Origin of the sequence: Isoptericola sp. NPDC057559, from assembly GCF_042801555.1 — a bacterium.
GTDB lineage: Bacteria > Actinomycetota > Actinomycetes > Actinomycetales > Cellulomonadaceae > Isoptericola.
The window spans coordinates 90128-106207 of the sequence record NZ_JBHVFQ010000006.1 but is presented as its reverse complement, the minus strand read 5'-3'; the positions used below and the strand labels follow the sequence as shown (position 1 = coordinate 106207).

The following is a 16080-nucleotide window of genomic DNA, read 5'->3' as shown; positions in this document are numbered from 1 at the left end:
ATCGAGCGTGCCGTCAGGCGGTGAGCTCGCGGACGACGGAGTCGGCGAGCAGGCGACCCTGGCGGGTGAGGACGACGCGGCCGCGCACCGCGGCGACGCCGTCGAGCAGCCCGCGCGCCACGAGCCCGGCGACCGCCGCGCGGCGCGAGGGGTCCAGCGCGTCGACGTCGAGGCCCTCGCGCACCCGCACCCCGAGCAGCACGCGCTCGAGCTGGGCCTCGGCGGGCGTGAGCAGCTCCCGCCCGGCGCCCGGCGACGCGCCGTCCTCGAGCAGCGCCGCATAGCGACGCGGGTGCTTGACGTTCCACCAGCGCACGCCGGCGTGCTCGCCGTCGCCCGCCCCCGCGACGTAGGAGTGCGCACCGGGGCCCACGCCCCACCAGTCGTCCCCGCGCCAGTACGCGCGGTTGTGCCGGCACGCGTGCTCGGGCCCGCGGGCCCAGTTGCTCACCTCGTACCAGCCGAGCCCCGCCTCGGTGAGGAGGTCGTCGGCCAGCTCGTACTTCGCGGCCTGGTCGTCCTCGTCGGGCAGCGCCAGCTCCCCGCGACGCACCTGGGCGTGCATCTTCGTGCCCGGCTCGACGACGAGCGCGTACGCCGACACGTGGTCGACGCCGGTGGCCAGCACCGCCTCCAGCGACGCGCGCCAGTCGTCGAGGGACTCCCCCGGCGTGCCGTAGATGAGGTCGAGGGAGACGTCCAGGCCGGCGTCGCGCGCCCAGGCCACCGCATCGGGCACCCGACGCGGGTCGTGGGTGCGCTCCAGCGTGGCCAGCACGTGCGGCACCGCCGACTGCATCCCGAAAGAGACCCGGGTGAACCCGGCGTCGGCCAGCACGCGCAGCGACGCGGGCGTCACCGAGTCCGGGTTGGCCTCGGTGGTCACCTCCGCGTCGTCGGCCAGCCCCCACGCGTCGTCGACGCCGCGCAGGACCCGCGCCAGGTCGGCGGCGGGCAGCATCGTGGGCGTGCCGCCGCCGAAGAACACGGTGGAGACGGGGCGCCCGCCGAGGCCCGCGTCGTCGAGCACGCGCGCGGCCAGCTCGACCTCGCGCAGCGCCGTCGTCGCGTACGCCGCCTGGTTGGCGCCGCCGCCCAGCTCCGCCGCCGTGTAGGTGTTGAAGTCGCAGTACCCGCAGCGCACCGAGCAGAACGGCACGTGGACGTAGACGCCGAACGGGCGGGGCTCCGCGCCCGCCGCGGCCGGGCGCACCCACGGCGGCAGGGCGCCGTCGGCCGGGACGGGGACGCCGTCAGGCAGCGCGGGCACTACTTCTTCTTGTCCTTGGTCTCCTTGCCGCCGGCGCCGTCGGAGGAGAGCGCGGCGATGAAGGCGTCCTTCGGGACCTCGACGGACCCGATGTTCTTCATGCGCTTCTTGCCCTCCTTCTGCTTCTCCAGCAGCTTGCGCTTGCGGCTGATGTCGCCGCCGTAGCACTTGGCGAGCACGTCCTTGCGCATCGCGCGCACCGTCTCGCGGGCGATCACCCGGGCGCCCACGGCGGCCTGGATCGGCACCTCGAACTGCTGGCGCGGGATGATCTCCTTGAGCTTCGCCGTCATCATGACGCCGTAGTCGTAGGCCTTGTCCTTGTGCACGATGGCGCTGAACGCGTCCACCTGCTCGCCCTGCAGGAGGATGTCGACCTTCACGAGGTCGGCCGCCTGGTCGCCCGTGGGCTCGTAGTCCAGCGACGCGTAGCCGCGGGTCCGGGACTTCAGCTGGTCGAAGAAGTCGAACACGATCTCCGCGAGGGGCAGCGTGAACCGCAGCTCGACCCGGTCCTCCGACAGGTAGTCCATGCCGAGCATCTGGCCGCGGCGGTCGTTGCACAGGCCCATGATCGTGCCCACGAACTCGCTCGGCGCAAGGATGGTCGCGCGCACGACGGGCTCGCGGACCTCCTTGATCTTGCCGCCGGGGAATTCGGACGGGTTGGTCACCTTCACCTCGGTGCCGTCGTCGAGCGTGACGTCGTAGACCACGTTCGGCGCCGTCGAGATGAGGTCGAGGTCGAACTCGCGCTCGAGCCGCTCGCGCACGATCTCCAGGTGCAGCAGGCCGAGGAACCCGACGCGGAAGCCGAAGCCCAGCGCCACCGACGTCTCGGGCTCGTAGTTGAGCGCCGCGTCGTTGAGCTTGAGCTTGTCGAGGGCGTCGCGCAGCGCCGGGTAGTCCGTGCCGTCCACCGGGTACAGGCCGGAGAACACCATCGGCTTCGGGTCGCTGTACCCGCCGAGGGCCTCGTCGGCGGGCTTGGCCATGTTGGTGACCGTGTCGCCGACCTTCGACTGGCGCACGTCCTTCACGCCGGTGATGAGGTAGCCGACCTCGCCGACGCCGAGCCCCTTGGTGATGATCGGCTCCGGGGAGATGACGCCGATCTCGAGCAGCTCGTGCGTCGCGCGGGTCGACATCATGGCGATGCGCTCGCGCGGGCTGAGGTTGCCGTCCACGACGCGCACGTACGTCACCACGCCGCGGTAGGTGTCGTAGACCGAGTCGAAGATCATGGCGCGGGCCGGGGCGTCCGCGTCGCCGACGGGCGCCGGGACCCGCTCGACGATGCGGTCGAGCAGCTCCTCGACGCCGGCGCCGGTCTTGCCGGAGACCTTGAGCACGTCCGCCGGGTCGCCGCCGACGAGGTTCGCGAGCTCCTCCGCGTACTTCTCCGGCTGCGCGGCGGGCAGGTCGATCTTGTTGAGGACCGGGATGATCTCGAGGTCGTTCTCCATCGCCAGGTACAGGTTGGCGAGCGTCTGGGCCTCGATGCCCTGCGCGGCGTCCACGAGCAGCACGGCGCCCTCGCACGCGGCGAGCGACCGGGACACCTCGTAGGTGAAGTCCACGTGGCCCGGCGTGTCGATCATGTTGAGCGCGAACGGCTCCTCCGCCACCTGCCACGGCATCCGCACGGCCTGCGACTTGATGGTGATGCCGCGCTCGCGCTCGATGTCCATGCGGTCGAGGTACTGCGCGCGCATGGCCCGCGGCTCGACCACGCCGGTGAGCTGCAGCATGCGGTCGGCGAGCGTCGACTTGCCGTGGTCGATGTGCGCGATGATGCAGAAGTTGCGGATGAGCTCCGGCGCAGTGGCGTTCGGCTCGATGCGCGCGCTGAGCGCGGGTCCGGGGATGGGCAACGCGATCTCGCTCCGTCAGGTCGCTGGGTGGGTGCCGTCGGTGGTGGCGAGGCCCGGCCATTGTCCCATGACCCCGCCCGCGTGCGGGCAGGCGGGGCCCCTGCCTACGGTCGACGACCACCCACCGATGCGACAGGAGGTTCCCCGCCATGGCCGACCTGACCGGAAGGCGAGTGCTCGCGATCGTGACGAGCTACGGAGTCGAGCAGGACGAGCTGGTGGTGCCGCTGGAGCACCTGCGCGCCGCGGGCGCCGAGGTGGTCGTCGCCTCGAACGAGCCGGGCGAGGTGCAGACGCTCGTCGGGGACAAGGACCCGGGCCGCGCCGTGCCCGTCGACGCCACCTACGCCGACGTGGACCCCGCCGGGGCCGACCTGCTGCTCGTGCCAGGCGGCACGATCAACGCCGACACGCTGCGGCTCCAGGACGCCGCGGTCGGCCTCGTCAGGGAGTTCGCGCGCAGCGGCAGGCCCGTGGCCGCGATCTGCCACGGCCCGTGGGCCGTGATCGAGGCGGGGTGCGCCGACGGGGCGACGCTCACGTCGTACCCCTCGCTCGCCACCGACGTGCGCAACGCCGGCGGCACCTGGGTGGATCGACCCGTGGTGCGGGACGACGGCGCCGGCTACCCCCTGGTGACGTCCCGCACCCCCGACGACCTCGACGACTTCCTCGGCGAGGTCGACGCGGTACTGGCCCGCTGACCGTCGTCGGGCGCTAGCCTCGGCGCCATGCCGAGCGAGCCCGACACCGTGCAGCGACGCCCCCTGGTCGACCCGCGCAGCGGGCGACGCGCGGACGGCGGGCCCGAGCCGGACCGCCTCACCCTCCTCGCGCGGCTGCAGGACGAGTTCGCCGCGGCGGTGCCCGGCGTCGACCCGGACGCCCGCGTGCCCGCGTGCGGCGACTGGCGGGCGCGCGAGCTCGTCGTGCACCTCGCCGGCGTCCACCACTGGGCCGCCGGGATGGCCCAGGGCGACACGTCCCGCTCGGAGGACCTGACCGAGCCCGACGGCGGCGCGCCCGCCCTCGCGGCCCTCTACCGCCGGCACGCGGCCGCGCTGCTCGCCGCGCTCGACGTCGCCGGGCCCGACGGCGCGGCGGTCACGCTGGTCGGGGACGGGCCGGCGTCGTTCTGGTGGCGGCGGCAGGGCTACGAGACCCTCGTGCACCTGCACGACCTGCACGCCGCGCGCGCCGGCTCCGGGGCGGCCGCCCTGGGCGCGGTCGACGTCGGGCCCGACGTCTGGGCCGACGCCGTGGACGAGGTCGTGACGCTCTTCCAGCCGCGGCAGGTGCGCCTGGGCCGGATGGCCCCGCTCGCCGACGTCCTGCGCCTCGAGGCGGACGACCTCGGCTGGTCGTGGACGCTCGGTGCGGGCGCGCTCGGCGCGGCACCCGGGGCCGTCGTCCGCGGACCGGCGCGCGGGCTCGCCCTGCTGCTGTGGGGCCGCCTGACCCTCGCCGAGGCGGGCGCCGTCGTCGAGGGCGACGAGGCCGCCGCGCGTCGCGTGCTGGACGCGCCCCTCGTCCCCTGACCTCGCGCGGCAGCACGGGACGCGCTCGACCGATGAGTCCGCCCGGGCCGCCCGGTCCACCCGCCATGACCCAGAACACGACCGGCGGCACGGCCGCCGCGCCCGCGTCCACCACCACGACCACCGGCAGGACGGCGCGCGGCGACCGCATCACCGCCGACGTGCGCGGCTCCGGCCCCGGGGTGGTGTTCGTCGCCGGCGCCGGGCCGTTCCGCGCCGTCGACCCGATCACCACCCGGACGGCGGAGCTCCTCGCCGACGCCGGCACCACGACCGTCGTCTTCGACCGGCTGGGCCGCGGCGACTCCCCCGCCCCGGGTCGGCTCGACCTCGACCGGGAGCTCGACGCGGTCGCCGCGGCGATCGACCTCGCGGGTGGCTCGGCCGTGCTGTGCGGGCACTCGTCGGGCTGCGCGATCTCCCTCCGCGCGGCGGACCAGGGCCTGCCCGTGACCGGCCTGGTCCTGTGGGAGGCGCCCCTGGAGCTCGGCGCCGAGGAGACCCGCGCGTGGGCGGCGGAGATCGAGCGCCGCATGGACGCCGGAGACCTCGAGGGCGCCACCGAGCACTTCATGAAGGACATGCCCCCGGAGTGGCTGGCCGGCGCCAAGGCGTCACCGGACTGGCCCGCGATCGCCGCGTCCGTCGTCTCGCAGCGCGCCGACGCCCAGGCCCTCACCTGGGCCACCCGGGCCCTGGCGGACGGCGGGCTCGCCGGCGTGCCCGTGCCGCTGCTCGCCCTCACCGGGACCGAGACCTTCCCCGGCATGCCCGAGGCGGCGGCGCGGCTGGCGGCCGCCGTCCCCGAGGGCTCGGCCGAGACGCTGGCCGGCGCCGAGCACTCGTGGGACCCGGAGCCGATGGCGGCCCGCCTGGCCCGGTTCGTGCTCGCCTGACCCGCACGTAGGCTGTCGGCCGTGGCGAACCGATGGCTGAACCTGCTGGTGGACGTGCTGCGATCGGCGACGCGGCCGTCGTCGCGCGGCACGTCCCGCCCGTCCACCACGCCCCGCCCGCGAGGCGGGACGCCGACGCCCGGCCGCGGCCCGGCCGGCGCCTATCCCGGCGACTTCACGGGCACCGTGAAGCCCGTGTACTCCCCGCGGCCGGACGGCGACCCGGACCCGGGCGAGGTCGTGTGGACCTGGGTGCCGTTCGAGGAGGACCACGCGCGCGGCAAGGACCGCCCCGTGCTGCTGGTCGGCAGGGACGGGCCGTGGCTGCTCGCGCTGCAGCTCACCAGCAAGGACCACGACCGCGACGCCGCACAGGAGGCCCGCTACGGGCGGCTGTGGATGGACGTCGGCACCGGCGCGTGGGACTCCCAGAAGCGCCCCAGCGAGGTGCGCCTCAACCGGGTCGTCCGGGTGGACCCGGGCGCCGTCCGCCGCGAGGGCGCCGTCATGGACCGCCGGTCGTTCGACCGGGTGGCGCGGGCGATGGCCGAGGCGCGGCGCTGACCTGCGCGCCGGGGCCGGGTCGGAGCCCGACCGGGCCCCGATCCGGTGCGGTACGCCACAGCCGGCGACGGTTCTCCGGCCGAGGGTGCCTCTGCTATCGTTGATGTTTGCGTGTCCGCCCAGGTCGGCGGGCACAGCCGCAGTTCCTCTCCACGGGTTCCCCACCCCAGTCCCGGAGCTGTGGCCGCCCTCTACGACCTATCCGCTCGCCGGCAGGCGAACACACCAGGAAGTCCACACGTGGCAAACATCAAGTCCCAGATCAAGCGCATCAAGACGAACGAGAAGGCGCGCCTGCGCAACAAGGCCGTCAAGTCTGAGCTGAAGACCTACGTGCGCAAGGTGCGCGAGGCCGTCGCCGCGGGCGACAAGGAGGCCGCCACCACCGCGCTGACGGCCGCGTCGCGCAAGCTCGACAAGGCTGTCTCGAAGGGCGTCATCCACGCCAACCAGGCCGCGAACCGCAAGTCGGCCATCGCGAAGTCGGTCGAGGCTCTCTGAGTCGTCGCGCTCCGTCCGCCTGACGGCGGGCCGGCAAGACTTCGAAGGGCGTCGCACCTGAGGGTGCGGCGCCCTTCGCGCGTCCCCGGGCGACGTGCCGCGCCGCGCGACGGCCCGCCCGGGCGCGGAGACGGGCGGCCACGGTCCCGCTCATCGCGGGACGGCGTCAGCCCCGGCGCGAGCGGGCGATGGTCAGCACGGCCTTCTCGACGGCGTAGACCGGGTCGCGCCCGCCACCCTTGACGTCGGCGTCCGCCTGCGAGACCGCGCCGATGGCGGTGGCCAGCCCCTCGGGGGTCCAGCGCGACAGGTCCCGCTGCGCGTTGCGCACCTGCCAGTCCTGCAGCCCGAGCTCGCGCGCGGTGACGGCGCCGCCACGGATCGCCGCGACCCGGGCGAGCGTGCGCAGCCGCAGCGCGAGGGCGGCGACGATCGGCACCGGGTCCCCGCCGGTGGCCAGGGAGTGCCGCAGGAGCGCGACGGCTCCCCCGGCGTCGCCCGCGACCGCAGCGTCGGCCACCTTGAAGCCCGTGGCCTCGACGCGGCCGCCGTAGTACCGGTCGACGACGGCCTCGCTGATCGTGCCGGTCGTGTCGGCGACGAGCTGGGAGCACGCGGACGCCAGCTCTCGCAGGTCGGTGCCGAGAGCGTCGACCAGCGCGCGGACCGCCGCGGCGTCGGCCCGGCGGCGCGCCGCCCGGAACTCGGCCGTGACGAACTGGACCTTGTCGGCGTCCTTGGTGATCGGGTCGCACTCGAGCACCGGGGCGCCGGTGGCGACGATCGCGTCGAGCATCTTCTTGCCGCGCTGCCCGCCGCCGTGCACCACGACGACGACCGTCTCCGGGTCGGGCGACGCCACGTACGCGACGACGTCCGCCACCAGGTCCTCGGTGGCCGCCTCGGCGCCCCGCACGACGACCACGCTGGGCTCGCCGAAGAGCGACGGGCTGGCCGCGACGGCGAGCTGACCGGCGGTGTAGGTGCCGCCCTCGAGCTCGGCCTTCTCCGTGGTCGCGTCACGCTCGCGCGCCAGGCCCACGACGCCGTCCACCGCGCGCTCGGCGAGCAGCCCCTCCGGGCCGCGCACCAGCAGCACGGGCGCCAGCGTCGGGTCGTCCCAGGGCCGGCTGTTCGCCGCCGTGGAGCGGCCGCCTCGACGGGGCGAACGGGACTGGCGGGAGGCGGGGGCGGCGGGCACGCCCCCAGCCTGCCACGAACGACCGACGCGCCCGGTCACCCGCACGCCAGGCCGATCTCCGCTCCCCGGGGCACCAGGGCGGCCGTGCCGCACTCGTCCGTGCGGACCAGGGCGGAGCCGACCGAGGCGTACAGGTCCAGGGCGTCGTCGGTGGGGTGACCGTACGTGTTGCCCGCGCCCACGCTGACCAGCGTCACCCGCGGGGACAGGTGCCGGGCCAGCGCCTCCGACTGCGACCGCGAGCCGTGGTGGGCCATCTTGACGACGTCGACGTCCGCCGCCCGGCCCGACGCGGCGAGCGATGCGGCCAGCGCGTCCTGGCCGGGCTCCTCCAGGTCCCCGAGGGCGACCAGGTCGAGGCCGCCCGACGTCCACAGCTCGAGCGCGACGCTCCCCTCGTTCGCCCCGCCGGCCCCGGCGCCCGGACGGCGTCCGGACCCGTCTCCCGCCGGGCCCCCTCCGCCGGCGGCCCCCGCGGCGGCCAGGACCTGCCACGCGACCGAACCCGCCGTCCCGGAGGCGCCCGGCGCGGCGTCGCGCACCGGCACGCCGGCCTCCGCGAGCCGCGACCGCACCGCGGCGGCCTGCGCGGCGGGGTCGTCCAGCGGCGAGACCAGCGCGGACGTCACCGTCCGTCCCCGGAGGACGGGGGCGAGACCGCCCACGTGGTCGGCGTGGAAGTGGGTCAGCACGAGCAGGTCGATCCGCGTGACGCCCAGCCGGTCCAGGCAGGTCCCGGCCGCGCCGGTGTCCGGCCCGACGTCGACGACCACCGCCGATGCCGGTCCCGTGCGAACGACGAGCGAGTCCCCCTGCCCGACGTCGCACGCGACGACCTGCCAGTCCGGCGGCGCCCGGTGCCCCGCGGCGACCAGCCGCGGGACCGCGAGCACCAGGGCGGCGACGAGGGCGACCCCCGCCAGCCCAGCGAGGCCGGCGACGGCCGCGGTCCGGCCACGTCCGTGGCGCGCGGCCGCCCGCCGGACCCGCCGCCGCACGCGCCGGACCGTGCGCGGGCCGGCCTCGCGCCACTCACGCCGCCAGCCCTCCCCGGGCGGGCGGCGGAGGACGAGGACCAGCCCGGCGACCGTCAGCAGGGCGAGCGCCGCGGCGCCCGCCAGGCCGCCGGGCCACGGGAGCCGGGCCCCGGGCACGGCCGCGAACGCCCGGGCGACCGTCGCGATCCACGCCGTCGCGCCGCCCGCGAGCCAGGCCACGGGGAGCGCGAGCCCGGGCGCCCAGGGCGCGAGCAGCGTCGCGACGAGGCCGAGCACCGTGGCCGGCACCAGCGCGGGGGTGGCCAGCAGGTTGGCCGGCACGGACATCAGCGGGACGTGCGGGTCGATGAGGAGCAGCACCGGGCCGCACGCCGCCTGCGCGGCCCACGGCACCGCGAGCGCGAACGCCAGGGGGCGACCTGTCCACGGGGCCAGCCGTCGTGCCAGCGGCCCGGCGAGCAGCACGAGCCCGGCGGTCGCCGCGCACGACAGCACGAACCCGTAGGAGCGGGACAGCCAGGGGTCCACGACGAGCAGGGCCGTCGCCGCGGCCGCCAGCGCGGGCGCGCCCGACGACGGCCGCCCGAGCGCGAGCCCGAGCAGCGCCGCCGCGCACGTCCACGCCGCGCGCAGCACGCTGGGCTCGGGCCGCACGAGGAGCACGAACGCGGTGGCCGCGAGCGCCACGACGGCCACCCGCACGCCCCGCGGCGCCCGCACCAGCGCGCACAGGGCGGTGAGGGTCGCGACCACGATCGCGAAGTGCCCGCCCGAGACGGCCGTGATGTGCGTGAGGCTCGTGGCGCGCATCGCCTGGTCGACGTCGTCCGGCACCAGGCTCGTGTCGCCGACCGCGACGCCCGGCACCAGGCCCCGCGCCTGCGGCGAGAGCGACGCCGTGACGTCGAGCAGCGCGGACCGCAGCGTGTGCGTCGCGCGCAGCACGGCGGACGGCGGCGCCCGCTCGGCGACGGGCCCCGAGGCGGCCAGCCGCGCCACGGGGCCGTCGCCGCCGGCCACGGGGCGCAGCACACCGGTCGCCGCGACGGTGGCCCCGTACCGCGGCGCCGTGCCGTCGGCCGTCATCTCGACGAGCCCCGCGGCGCCCGTCGTCACGCCGCGTCCCGCGACCTCGCGGACGGAGACCACCCAGCGGGACCCGCCGCCGAACGCCGACGCCCGCGCCTCGGAGACGACCCGTCCGACCAGCTCGGCGCGGGCGCCCTGCGCCGCGAGCTCGCGCAGCGGGGCCTGGCGGGCGGCCTGGGCGTGCGCGCCGAGAGCCACCGCCGCGAGGCACACCAGCACCAGGACCGCCTGCACGGCGACCCGCCGCACCCGTGATCCCGTCCCGGTCCCCGCGCCAGGGCGGCGGCGGGCCGCCGCCCCTGCCCACCGGAGCGCCGCTCCCCCGCCGGCCGCGGCGACCACCGCGACCACCACGGCGGTGCCCGCCCACGGAGCGGCGGGCCCCGTGAGCGCCCAGGCCGCTCCCCACGACGCCAGCGCCGCGGGCACCAGGCGCAGGTCCACGCGCCGGGCCGGCGGCCCCGGCCGCGCGGCGCCACCACCACCCAGGGCAGCGCCAGGACCGGCCGCCGCGGTGACGTCGTCCGCGGGCCGGCCCGCCCGCTCGTCGGGGGCGGTCGCGACGGTCACAGCCGGACCAGGTCGCGGACCTGCCCCAGCACGGACGGGCCGATGCCCGACACCTCGTCCAGCTCGTCGACGCTCGTGAACGGGCCGTGCTCGTCGCGCCACTGGACGATCCGCCCGGCCAGCGCGGGCCCGATGCCGGGAAGCTCCTCGAGCTCCGCGGCCCCGGCGGAATTGAGGGGCACGAGCCCGCCGCCGTCCGCCCCGCCCGCGCCGGGGTCCGCGTCGCTCGTGCCGCCGCCCTCCGCCTCGGGCTGCTCGCCCGGGCGAGGCACGCGGATCTGCTCGCCGTCCACGACCGCGCGGGCCAGGTTGAGCGCCGCGGGGTCCGCCCGCTTCGTGGTTCCGCCCGCCGCCGCGACCGCGTCCGCCACGCGGGCCCCGACCGGCACGGTCACCAGGCCGGGCTCGCGCACCTCGCCCACGACGTGCACGACGACGGTGCCGGGTCCCGGACCGGCCGCACCCTCCGCGTCGCCGTCCTGCCCCGGCGTCACCTCCCCGTGGCCCGCCGGCCCCGGGGTCGCGGGCGGGTCCGGGGCCGACGCGGCCGGGGACGCCGCGGCGGAGGCGGCCCCTGCGCTCCCGGCGTCCCCGGCACCCGCGAGGGTGACCACCTCACCCGGCCGCAGCGTCGCCACGACCGCGACGGCGACCGCCACGAGCAGCACGGCCACCGACGCGACCACGGCGGCACGCAGGCCCAGGGACCACCGTGGCCGGCCGCCGTCGTGGTCGGCGTGGTCGTCGAGCTGCGCGTGCCCGTGCGCAGCGGCATAGGCGGCCGCGACGTGGCGCGCCGACCGGCGCGCGCGCAGGCGCGCGGCGAGCTCGTCCTCGTCGTCGCGCTCGGGGCCGGGCGGCCCGCCCAGGTCCCCTCCGTGGTCCCACGGGTCGGCACCCGGTCCGTCGCCGGCGCCTGCCGCCGCGGGCCCCCGGACGGCGTGCCAGGCAGCGAGGCGCGCCGCCGCCTCGTCCAACGGCGACGCCGCGCGCGCGTCGGGCCGGGCGCCGTCGGACGGTCCGTCGTGCCGTCCGGCGGCGTCCGGGCCGAGGGGTGCGGCGCCGTCGGTGTGGTGCGGAAGGGTCGAGGTCACGCCGCGACGCTAGGTTCGCGGGGCCCTCACTCGACCGGCCGAGGAGGCCTCTGTGGACGACGCCGACCTGGGGGCAGGCTCCTCAGCCCGTGGCGCCGTGCGAGTGTCCTCCGAGCTCGGCGACGACCACGGCGAGCGCCCCCGGCCCGGCGTGCGCGCCCAGCACGGCGCTCACCGGCGTGACGACGGGCTCGGCGCCGCACCCGTCCCGGAGCCGCCGGGCGAGGTCGGCGGCCCGCTCCGGCGCGCCGAGGTGGTGCACGGCGACGCCCGGCTCCTCGCACGACTCCGCGCGGCGCAGCGCCAGCTCGACCAGCCGGTCCGTCGCGGCCCGGCGCGTTCGCACGCGCTGCGCCATCTCGAGGCGCCCGTCGCGGACGGCGAGGATGGGCCGCACCCCGAGCGCGGTGCCGAGCGCCGCCGCGGGGGCGGACAGACGCCCGCCGCGGCGCAGGTGGTCGAGGGAGTCGACGAGGAAGATCGTGGTGCTCGACGCCGCCACCTGGCGCGCCCGTGCGGCGACCGCCGCGGCGTCGTGGCCGTCGGCGGCGCACCGGGCGGCCTCCTGGGCGGCGAACCCGAGCGCCATCGCCACCGTGCGGGAGTCGATCGCCTGCACCGGGATCATGCTGCGCTGCCCGGCGCCCGCCGCCACCCGGACCGTGCCGGACAGGTCGCCCGACAGGTGCACCCCCACGACCGCCCGCGCGCCGTCGGCGGCCAGGTCCCGGTAGACCGCCGCGAACTCCGCCGGCGCGGGCTGCGACGTGCTCAGCCGCTCGCCCGCGGCGATCCGGGCGGCGACCTCCTCCGGGGTGATGTCCACGCCCTCGCGCCACGACTCCTCCCCCGCCACGACGCGGAGCGGGACGACGACGGGGGCGTCGGAGCCGGAGAGCTCGGCGGGCAGGCACGCGGTCGAGTCGGTGACGACGCGGACGCTGGGCGGGTCGGTGGGCATCGGCGGGGAGTCTACCGACGCCGCCCGGGCGCACCAGGGCGCACCGGGCGGCGACGGCGGTCAGTCGTGCTCGTGCGCCCCGTGCTCGTCGTGCCCCTCCCCGTGCCCGGAGTCGTGCCCGGAGTCGTGCCCGGAGTCGTGCCCCGGCTCCTCGGCACCGCCCGGCACGCCGGAGATCTCGTTCGGCACGACGTCCAGCGTCGCGCTCTTCCACACGGAGCGGGACTCGACGTCGACGGCGTGCACGGACCGGGTGGCCGGGTCGGTCACGTAGACCGACCCGTCGAGGGCGAGCACGGCGGGCCGCGGCTCCTGCCACTCGGCAGGCTCCTCCCACGCGTCGATCACGGGGATGGACGCCTCCACCGTGCCGCTCTCGGGGTCGACGACGTGCAGCGCGCCGTCCGTGCCGAGCACCAGGGCCTCGCCGTCGTCGCCCCGCGCGAGGGAGCGGAACGTGTAGCTGGCGGGCAGGTCGACCAGCGTCAGCGTCGCCGTGCGCGTGTCGACCAGGGACACCCGCGTGGGCCGCTCGAGCTCCGCGTCCGGGTCCACCTTGTAGTCGCCGAGCACGACCGGGGAGGCCGCGGAGCCGGCCTGGTTGCCGATGCGGCCGTAGGCGTCGGGGGCGTCGACCTTGGTCAGCTCGCCGCCCGCGTAGACGAGGACGCCGTCCTCGCAGCCCAGCACGACGGCCTCGTCGGCCGCGACCGCCTCCCCGTGGACGCCCGGGCACGCGTCGCTCGCCGCCACCTCGTGGTCGTCGGAGTCCAGGACACGCACGCCGGAGCGCGACTCCTCGGTGCCCTCCGTGACGACCAGCGTGTCGTCGGCGAGCGCCACGGCCACGCCGTGGTGGGCCGACGGCGTGGTGAGCTCGCGCACCGGCGCCTCCCCGTCGGCGACGTGCGCGGCGTCCAGCACGGTGACCCGGCCGGTCCCGTCGTCGAACAGGGCGGTGCGCCCCTCGTGCACGACCACGTGCCCCGGCTCCTGGGCGTCGTAGGCGACGTCGGTGAGCCGCGGCTCGGCGCGCCAGTAGTGGTGGTGGTCGCCGTGCGCCTCGCCCCACGCGCCGAGGTCGAGGGCGCGGAAGCCGCCGGTGGTGGAGGCCAGCAGGTGGCGCCCGTCGCCGGCGGGGTTGAGCCGGGTGAAGCCGTCGAGCGGCAGGTCGGCGACCTGGTCGAGCGTCTGCGCGTCGAGGACGACGACGCCCCCGTCGTACGTGAGCGCGAGGCGCGGCGTGGGCGCCGGCGCCTCGGTCGCCGGCCCGGCCGTCGTCTCCGGCGACCCGGCGGCGCCGGCGGCCGGGTCGGCGGTGGCGCAGCCGGCGAGCACGGCCGGCACGGACAGGGCGAGCCCGAGCGCCGGCAGGCGGCGGGCGCTCGGGCGGTGACGGGTGGGCGAAGGCATGGGTGTCTCCAGGGTCGGACGGTCGAGGACGCAAATGAGAACGCTTCTCAGGTGCGCGATCAGTGAAGCAGATGTGAGAATCGTTCTCAACTCTCGCGCACGTCGGGTGCGGCGTTCCCGGCAGCCCGGCGGCCGGCGGCCGGCGGCGGCACCCGCTCGCCGCGCAGCCCTCCCGGCCGCGCGCTAGCGTGCGGCCCATGGCTGAGGGGACACCGCCCACCGACGACGCCGGGCTCGCCGCGCTGCGGGCGGCCGCCGCCCAGGCCGCGGCGGAGGCCGCCGAGGCCAAGGCCGCGGCCGCGCAGGCCGCCCTCGAGGCGGCGGAGGCCGCGAGCCGGACCACGACGTCGGCACCGGCCACGCCGCCCCCCCGACGCACCGGCCGCCGACGCACCGGCCCCCGAGCCCGGGCCTGCGACGACGGCCGCACCGGAGGCCGCACCGGAGGCCGCACCGGAGCCCGCACCGGAGCCGGCGGCGGCCCCCACGGCGGAGACGCCCGACGGCGAGGCCGCGGCGCCGGCCTCGTACGCGGACGAGGTGCGCGCGGGCTACGCCTCGGACGGCCCGACGCTCCCGCTGGGCGCGCTGCTGTCGGGGGCGCTCGGCGGCGACCCGACCCCGGACGCGACGGTCCAGGTGGGCTTCCCCCTCGCGACGCTCAACCGGCACGGCCTGGTCGCGGGCGCGACGGGCACCGGCAAGACGAAGACCCTCCAGGGCATGGCCGAGGGCCTGTCGGCGCAGGGCGTCCCGGTGTTCCTCGCCGACGTCAAGGGCGACCTGTCGGGCCTGGCCGTCGCCGGCCCGGACAACCCGAAGGTCGCGGCGCGGGCCGCGAGCATCGGGCAGGAGTGGTCCCCGACGTCGTACCCGGTCGAGTTCTACTCGCTCGGCGGCCTCGGGACCGGCGTCCCGATCCGCACGACCGTCACCGACTTCGGGCCGCTGCTGCTGAGCAAGGTGCTCGGCCTCAACGCCACGCAGTCCTCCAGCCTCGAGCTGATCTTCCACTGGGCGGACGGGCAGCAGCTGGCGCTGCTCGACCTCAAGGACCTGCAGTCGACGATCGCGTACCTCACCTCCGACGAGGGCAAGGCACAGCTCAAGGGCATCGGCGGCGTGTCCGCGGCGACGGCGGGGGTCATCCTGCGCGAGATCGTGGGGCTGCAGGCGCAGGGCGGGGACGTGTTCTTCGGCGAGCCCGCGTTCGAGACGTCCGACCTGCTGCGCACCGCCCCGGACGGGCGCGGGCTCGTCTCCGCGCTCGAGCTGCCCGGCGTGCAGGACCGGCCCGCGCTGTTCTCCACGTTCCTCATGTGGCTGCTCGCCGAGCTGTTCCAGGAGCTCCCCGAGGTGGGCGACCCCGACAAGCCCAGGCTCGTGTTCTTCTTCGACGAGGCGCACCTGCTGTTCACGGGCGCCTCGAAGGAGTTCCTCCAGCAGGTGGTCCAGACGGTGCGCCTGATCCGCAGCAAGGGCGTGGGCGTCTTCTTCGTCACCCAGTCCCCCAAGGACGTGCCCGCCGACGTGCTGGCCCAGCTCGGCAACCGCGTGCAGCACGCGCTGCGCGCCTTCACCCCCGACGACGCCACGGCGCTGCGGGCGGCGGCGCGCACCTTCCCGACGTCGCCCTACGACCTCGAGCGGCTGCTGCAGTCGCTGGGCACCGGCGAGGCCGTCGTCACGCTGCTCGACGAGAAGGGCGCGCCGACTCCCGTCGCGTGGACGCGGGTGCGCGCGCCGCAGGCCTCGATGGACCCCGCGCCGCAGCAGGTGCTGGACGCGGCGGTCGCCGCGTCGCCCGGTCAGGCGCGCTACGGCGCCGCGGTCGACCGCGAGTCCGCCTACGAGCTGCTGCAGGCGCGCGCCGCGCAGGACGCCGCCACGCGGGAGGCGGCCGAGCGCGCCGCCGAGCTGGAGAAGGAGGCGGCGCAGGCGCGCAAGGAGGCCGAGGCCGACGCACGCCGGGCGCAGAAGACCTCACGCCCGTCGGGCTCCTCGCGCGGCAGCGCCCGGAACCCGATGGACGCCATCCTCACGACCGTCGGCACCACGCTGGCGCGGGAGATCACCCGCAGCGTCTTCGGCACGCGCCGCCGGCGCTGACC

The 16080-nt window shown here is 77.0% G+C and carries 13 protein-coding genes; 6 read left to right on the top strand and 7 right to left on the bottom strand.

Annotated elements, in window-relative coordinates; all coding sequences use genetic code 11:
- Nucleotides 1-13: 13 nt before the first annotated feature.
- Both hemW and lepA read right to left on the bottom strand, forming a co-directional pair.
- Nucleotides 14-1270 (bottom strand): radical SAM family heme chaperone HemW, encoded by a 1257-nt coding sequence (gene hemW, locus ACFU5J_RS08600; protein ID WP_430576154.1) that lies wholly within the window; start codon nt 1268-1270, stop codon nt 14-16.
- Nucleotides 1270-3144 carry a translation elongation factor 4 gene (lepA, locus tag ACFU5J_RS08595; RefSeq protein WP_430576155.1) on the bottom strand — a complete coding sequence of 625 codons (1875 nt, stop codon included), beginning with the start codon at nt 3142-3144 and terminating at the stop codon, nt 1270-1272. Before lepA ends, hemW begins: the two co-directional genes overlap by 1 nt.
- Nucleotides 3145-3293: 149 nt before the next feature.
- On the opposite strand from lepA, the gene ACFU5J_RS08590 reads away from it, so the two are divergent.
- The 5 genes from ACFU5J_RS08590 (at nt 3294) to rpsT (ending at nt 6643) form a co-directional block, all read left to right on the top strand.
- Complete coding sequence (locus tag ACFU5J_RS08590) at nt 3294-3848, top strand: type 1 glutamine amidotransferase domain-containing protein (RefSeq protein ID WP_430578458.1); 555 nt, start codon at nt 3294-3296, stop codon at nt 3846-3848.
- 27 nt (nt 3849-3875) lie between these two features.
- Entirely contained in the window at nt 3876-4682 is an 807-nt protein-coding gene (locus ACFU5J_RS08585; RefSeq protein ID WP_430578457.1) for a maleylpyruvate isomerase family mycothiol-dependent enzyme, read from the top strand.
- A gap of 65 nt (nt 4683-4747) precedes the next feature.
- On the top strand, nt 4748-5578 hold the full coding sequence (locus ACFU5J_RS08580) for an alpha/beta fold hydrolase (RefSeq protein WP_430578456.1): 831 nt from the start codon (nt 4748-4750) through the stop codon (nt 5576-5578).
- Between the two features lie 21 nt (nt 5579-5599).
- Nucleotides 5600-6142, top strand: coding sequence for a type II toxin-antitoxin system PemK/MazF family toxin (locus tag ACFU5J_RS08575; protein ID WP_430578455.1), 543 nt, complete (start codon nt 5600-5602; stop codon nt 6140-6142).
- Nucleotides 6143-6382: 240 nt separating this feature from the next.
- Nucleotides 6383-6643: a 30S ribosomal protein S20 gene (gene rpsT / locus ACFU5J_RS08570; RefSeq protein WP_380315990.1), complete on the top strand. Its 261-nt coding sequence runs from the start codon at nt 6383-6385 to the stop codon at nt 6641-6643.
- A 166-nt stretch (nt 6644-6809) separates the two neighbouring features.
- Here the strand turns inward: rpsT and holA are convergent, their stop codons facing one another.
- The 5 genes from holA to aztD all read right to left on the bottom strand — a co-directional run bounded on the left by holA (nt 6810) and on the right by aztD (nt 13969).
- Nucleotides 6810-7844 carry a DNA polymerase III subunit delta gene (gene holA / locus ACFU5J_RS08565; protein ID WP_430578454.1) on the bottom strand — a complete coding sequence of 345 codons (1035 nt, stop codon included), beginning with the start codon at nt 7842-7844 and terminating at the stop codon, nt 6810-6812.
- A 35-nt stretch (nt 7845-7879) separates the two neighbouring features.
- Nucleotides 7880-10501, bottom strand: coding sequence for a ComEC/Rec2 family competence protein (locus ACFU5J_RS08560; protein ID WP_430578453.1), 2622 nt, complete (start codon nt 10499-10501; stop codon nt 7880-7882).
- On the bottom strand, nt 10498-11595 hold the full coding sequence (locus ACFU5J_RS08555; RefSeq protein WP_430578452.1) for a ComEA family DNA-binding protein: 1098 nt from the start codon (nt 11593-11595) through the stop codon (nt 10498-10500). The genes ACFU5J_RS08560 and ACFU5J_RS08555 overlap by 4 nt, the downstream gene beginning before the upstream one ends.
- A gap of 82 nt (nt 11596-11677) precedes the next feature.
- Complete coding sequence (locus tag ACFU5J_RS08550; RefSeq protein ID WP_430576162.1) at nt 11678-12556, bottom strand: DegV family protein; 879 nt, start codon at nt 12554-12556, stop codon at nt 11678-11680.
- A 60-nt stretch (nt 12557-12616) separates the two neighbouring features.
- Nucleotides 12617-13969 (bottom strand): zinc metallochaperone AztD, encoded by a 1353-nt coding sequence (aztD, locus tag ACFU5J_RS08545; protein WP_430578451.1) that lies wholly within the window; start codon nt 13967-13969, stop codon nt 12617-12619.
- Nucleotides 13970-14509: 540 nt separating this feature from the next.
- Between aztD and ACFU5J_RS08540 the strand changes: the two genes are divergently transcribed.
- Complete coding sequence (locus tag ACFU5J_RS08540; protein WP_430578450.1) at nt 14510-16078, top strand: helicase HerA-like domain-containing protein; 1569 nt, start codon at nt 14510-14512, stop codon at nt 16076-16078.
- Nucleotides 16079-16080: the final 2 nt, after the last annotated feature.

Excerpts from the sequence above, each read along its gene's own strand:
- ACFU5J_RS08550 (WP_430576162.1), bottom strand. The coding sequence starts at position 12,556 with ATGCCCACCGACCCGCCCAGCGTCCGCGTCGTCACCGACTCGACCGCG.
- aztD (WP_430578451.1), bottom strand. The coding sequence starts at position 13,969 with ATGCCTTCGCCCACCCGTCACCGCCCGAGCGCCCGCCGCCTGCCGGCG.
- ACFU5J_RS08585 (WP_430578457.1), top strand. The coding sequence starts at position 3,876 with ATGCCGAGCGAGCCCGACACCGTGCAGCGACGCCCCCTGGTCGACCCG.
- ACFU5J_RS08590 (WP_430578458.1), top strand. The coding sequence starts at position 3,294 with ATGGCCGACCTGACCGGAAGGCGAGTGCTCGCGATCGTGACGAGCTAC.
- ACFU5J_RS08580 (WP_430578456.1), top strand. The coding sequence starts at position 4,748 with ATGACCCAGAACACGACCGGCGGCACGGCCGCCGCGCCCGCGTCCACC.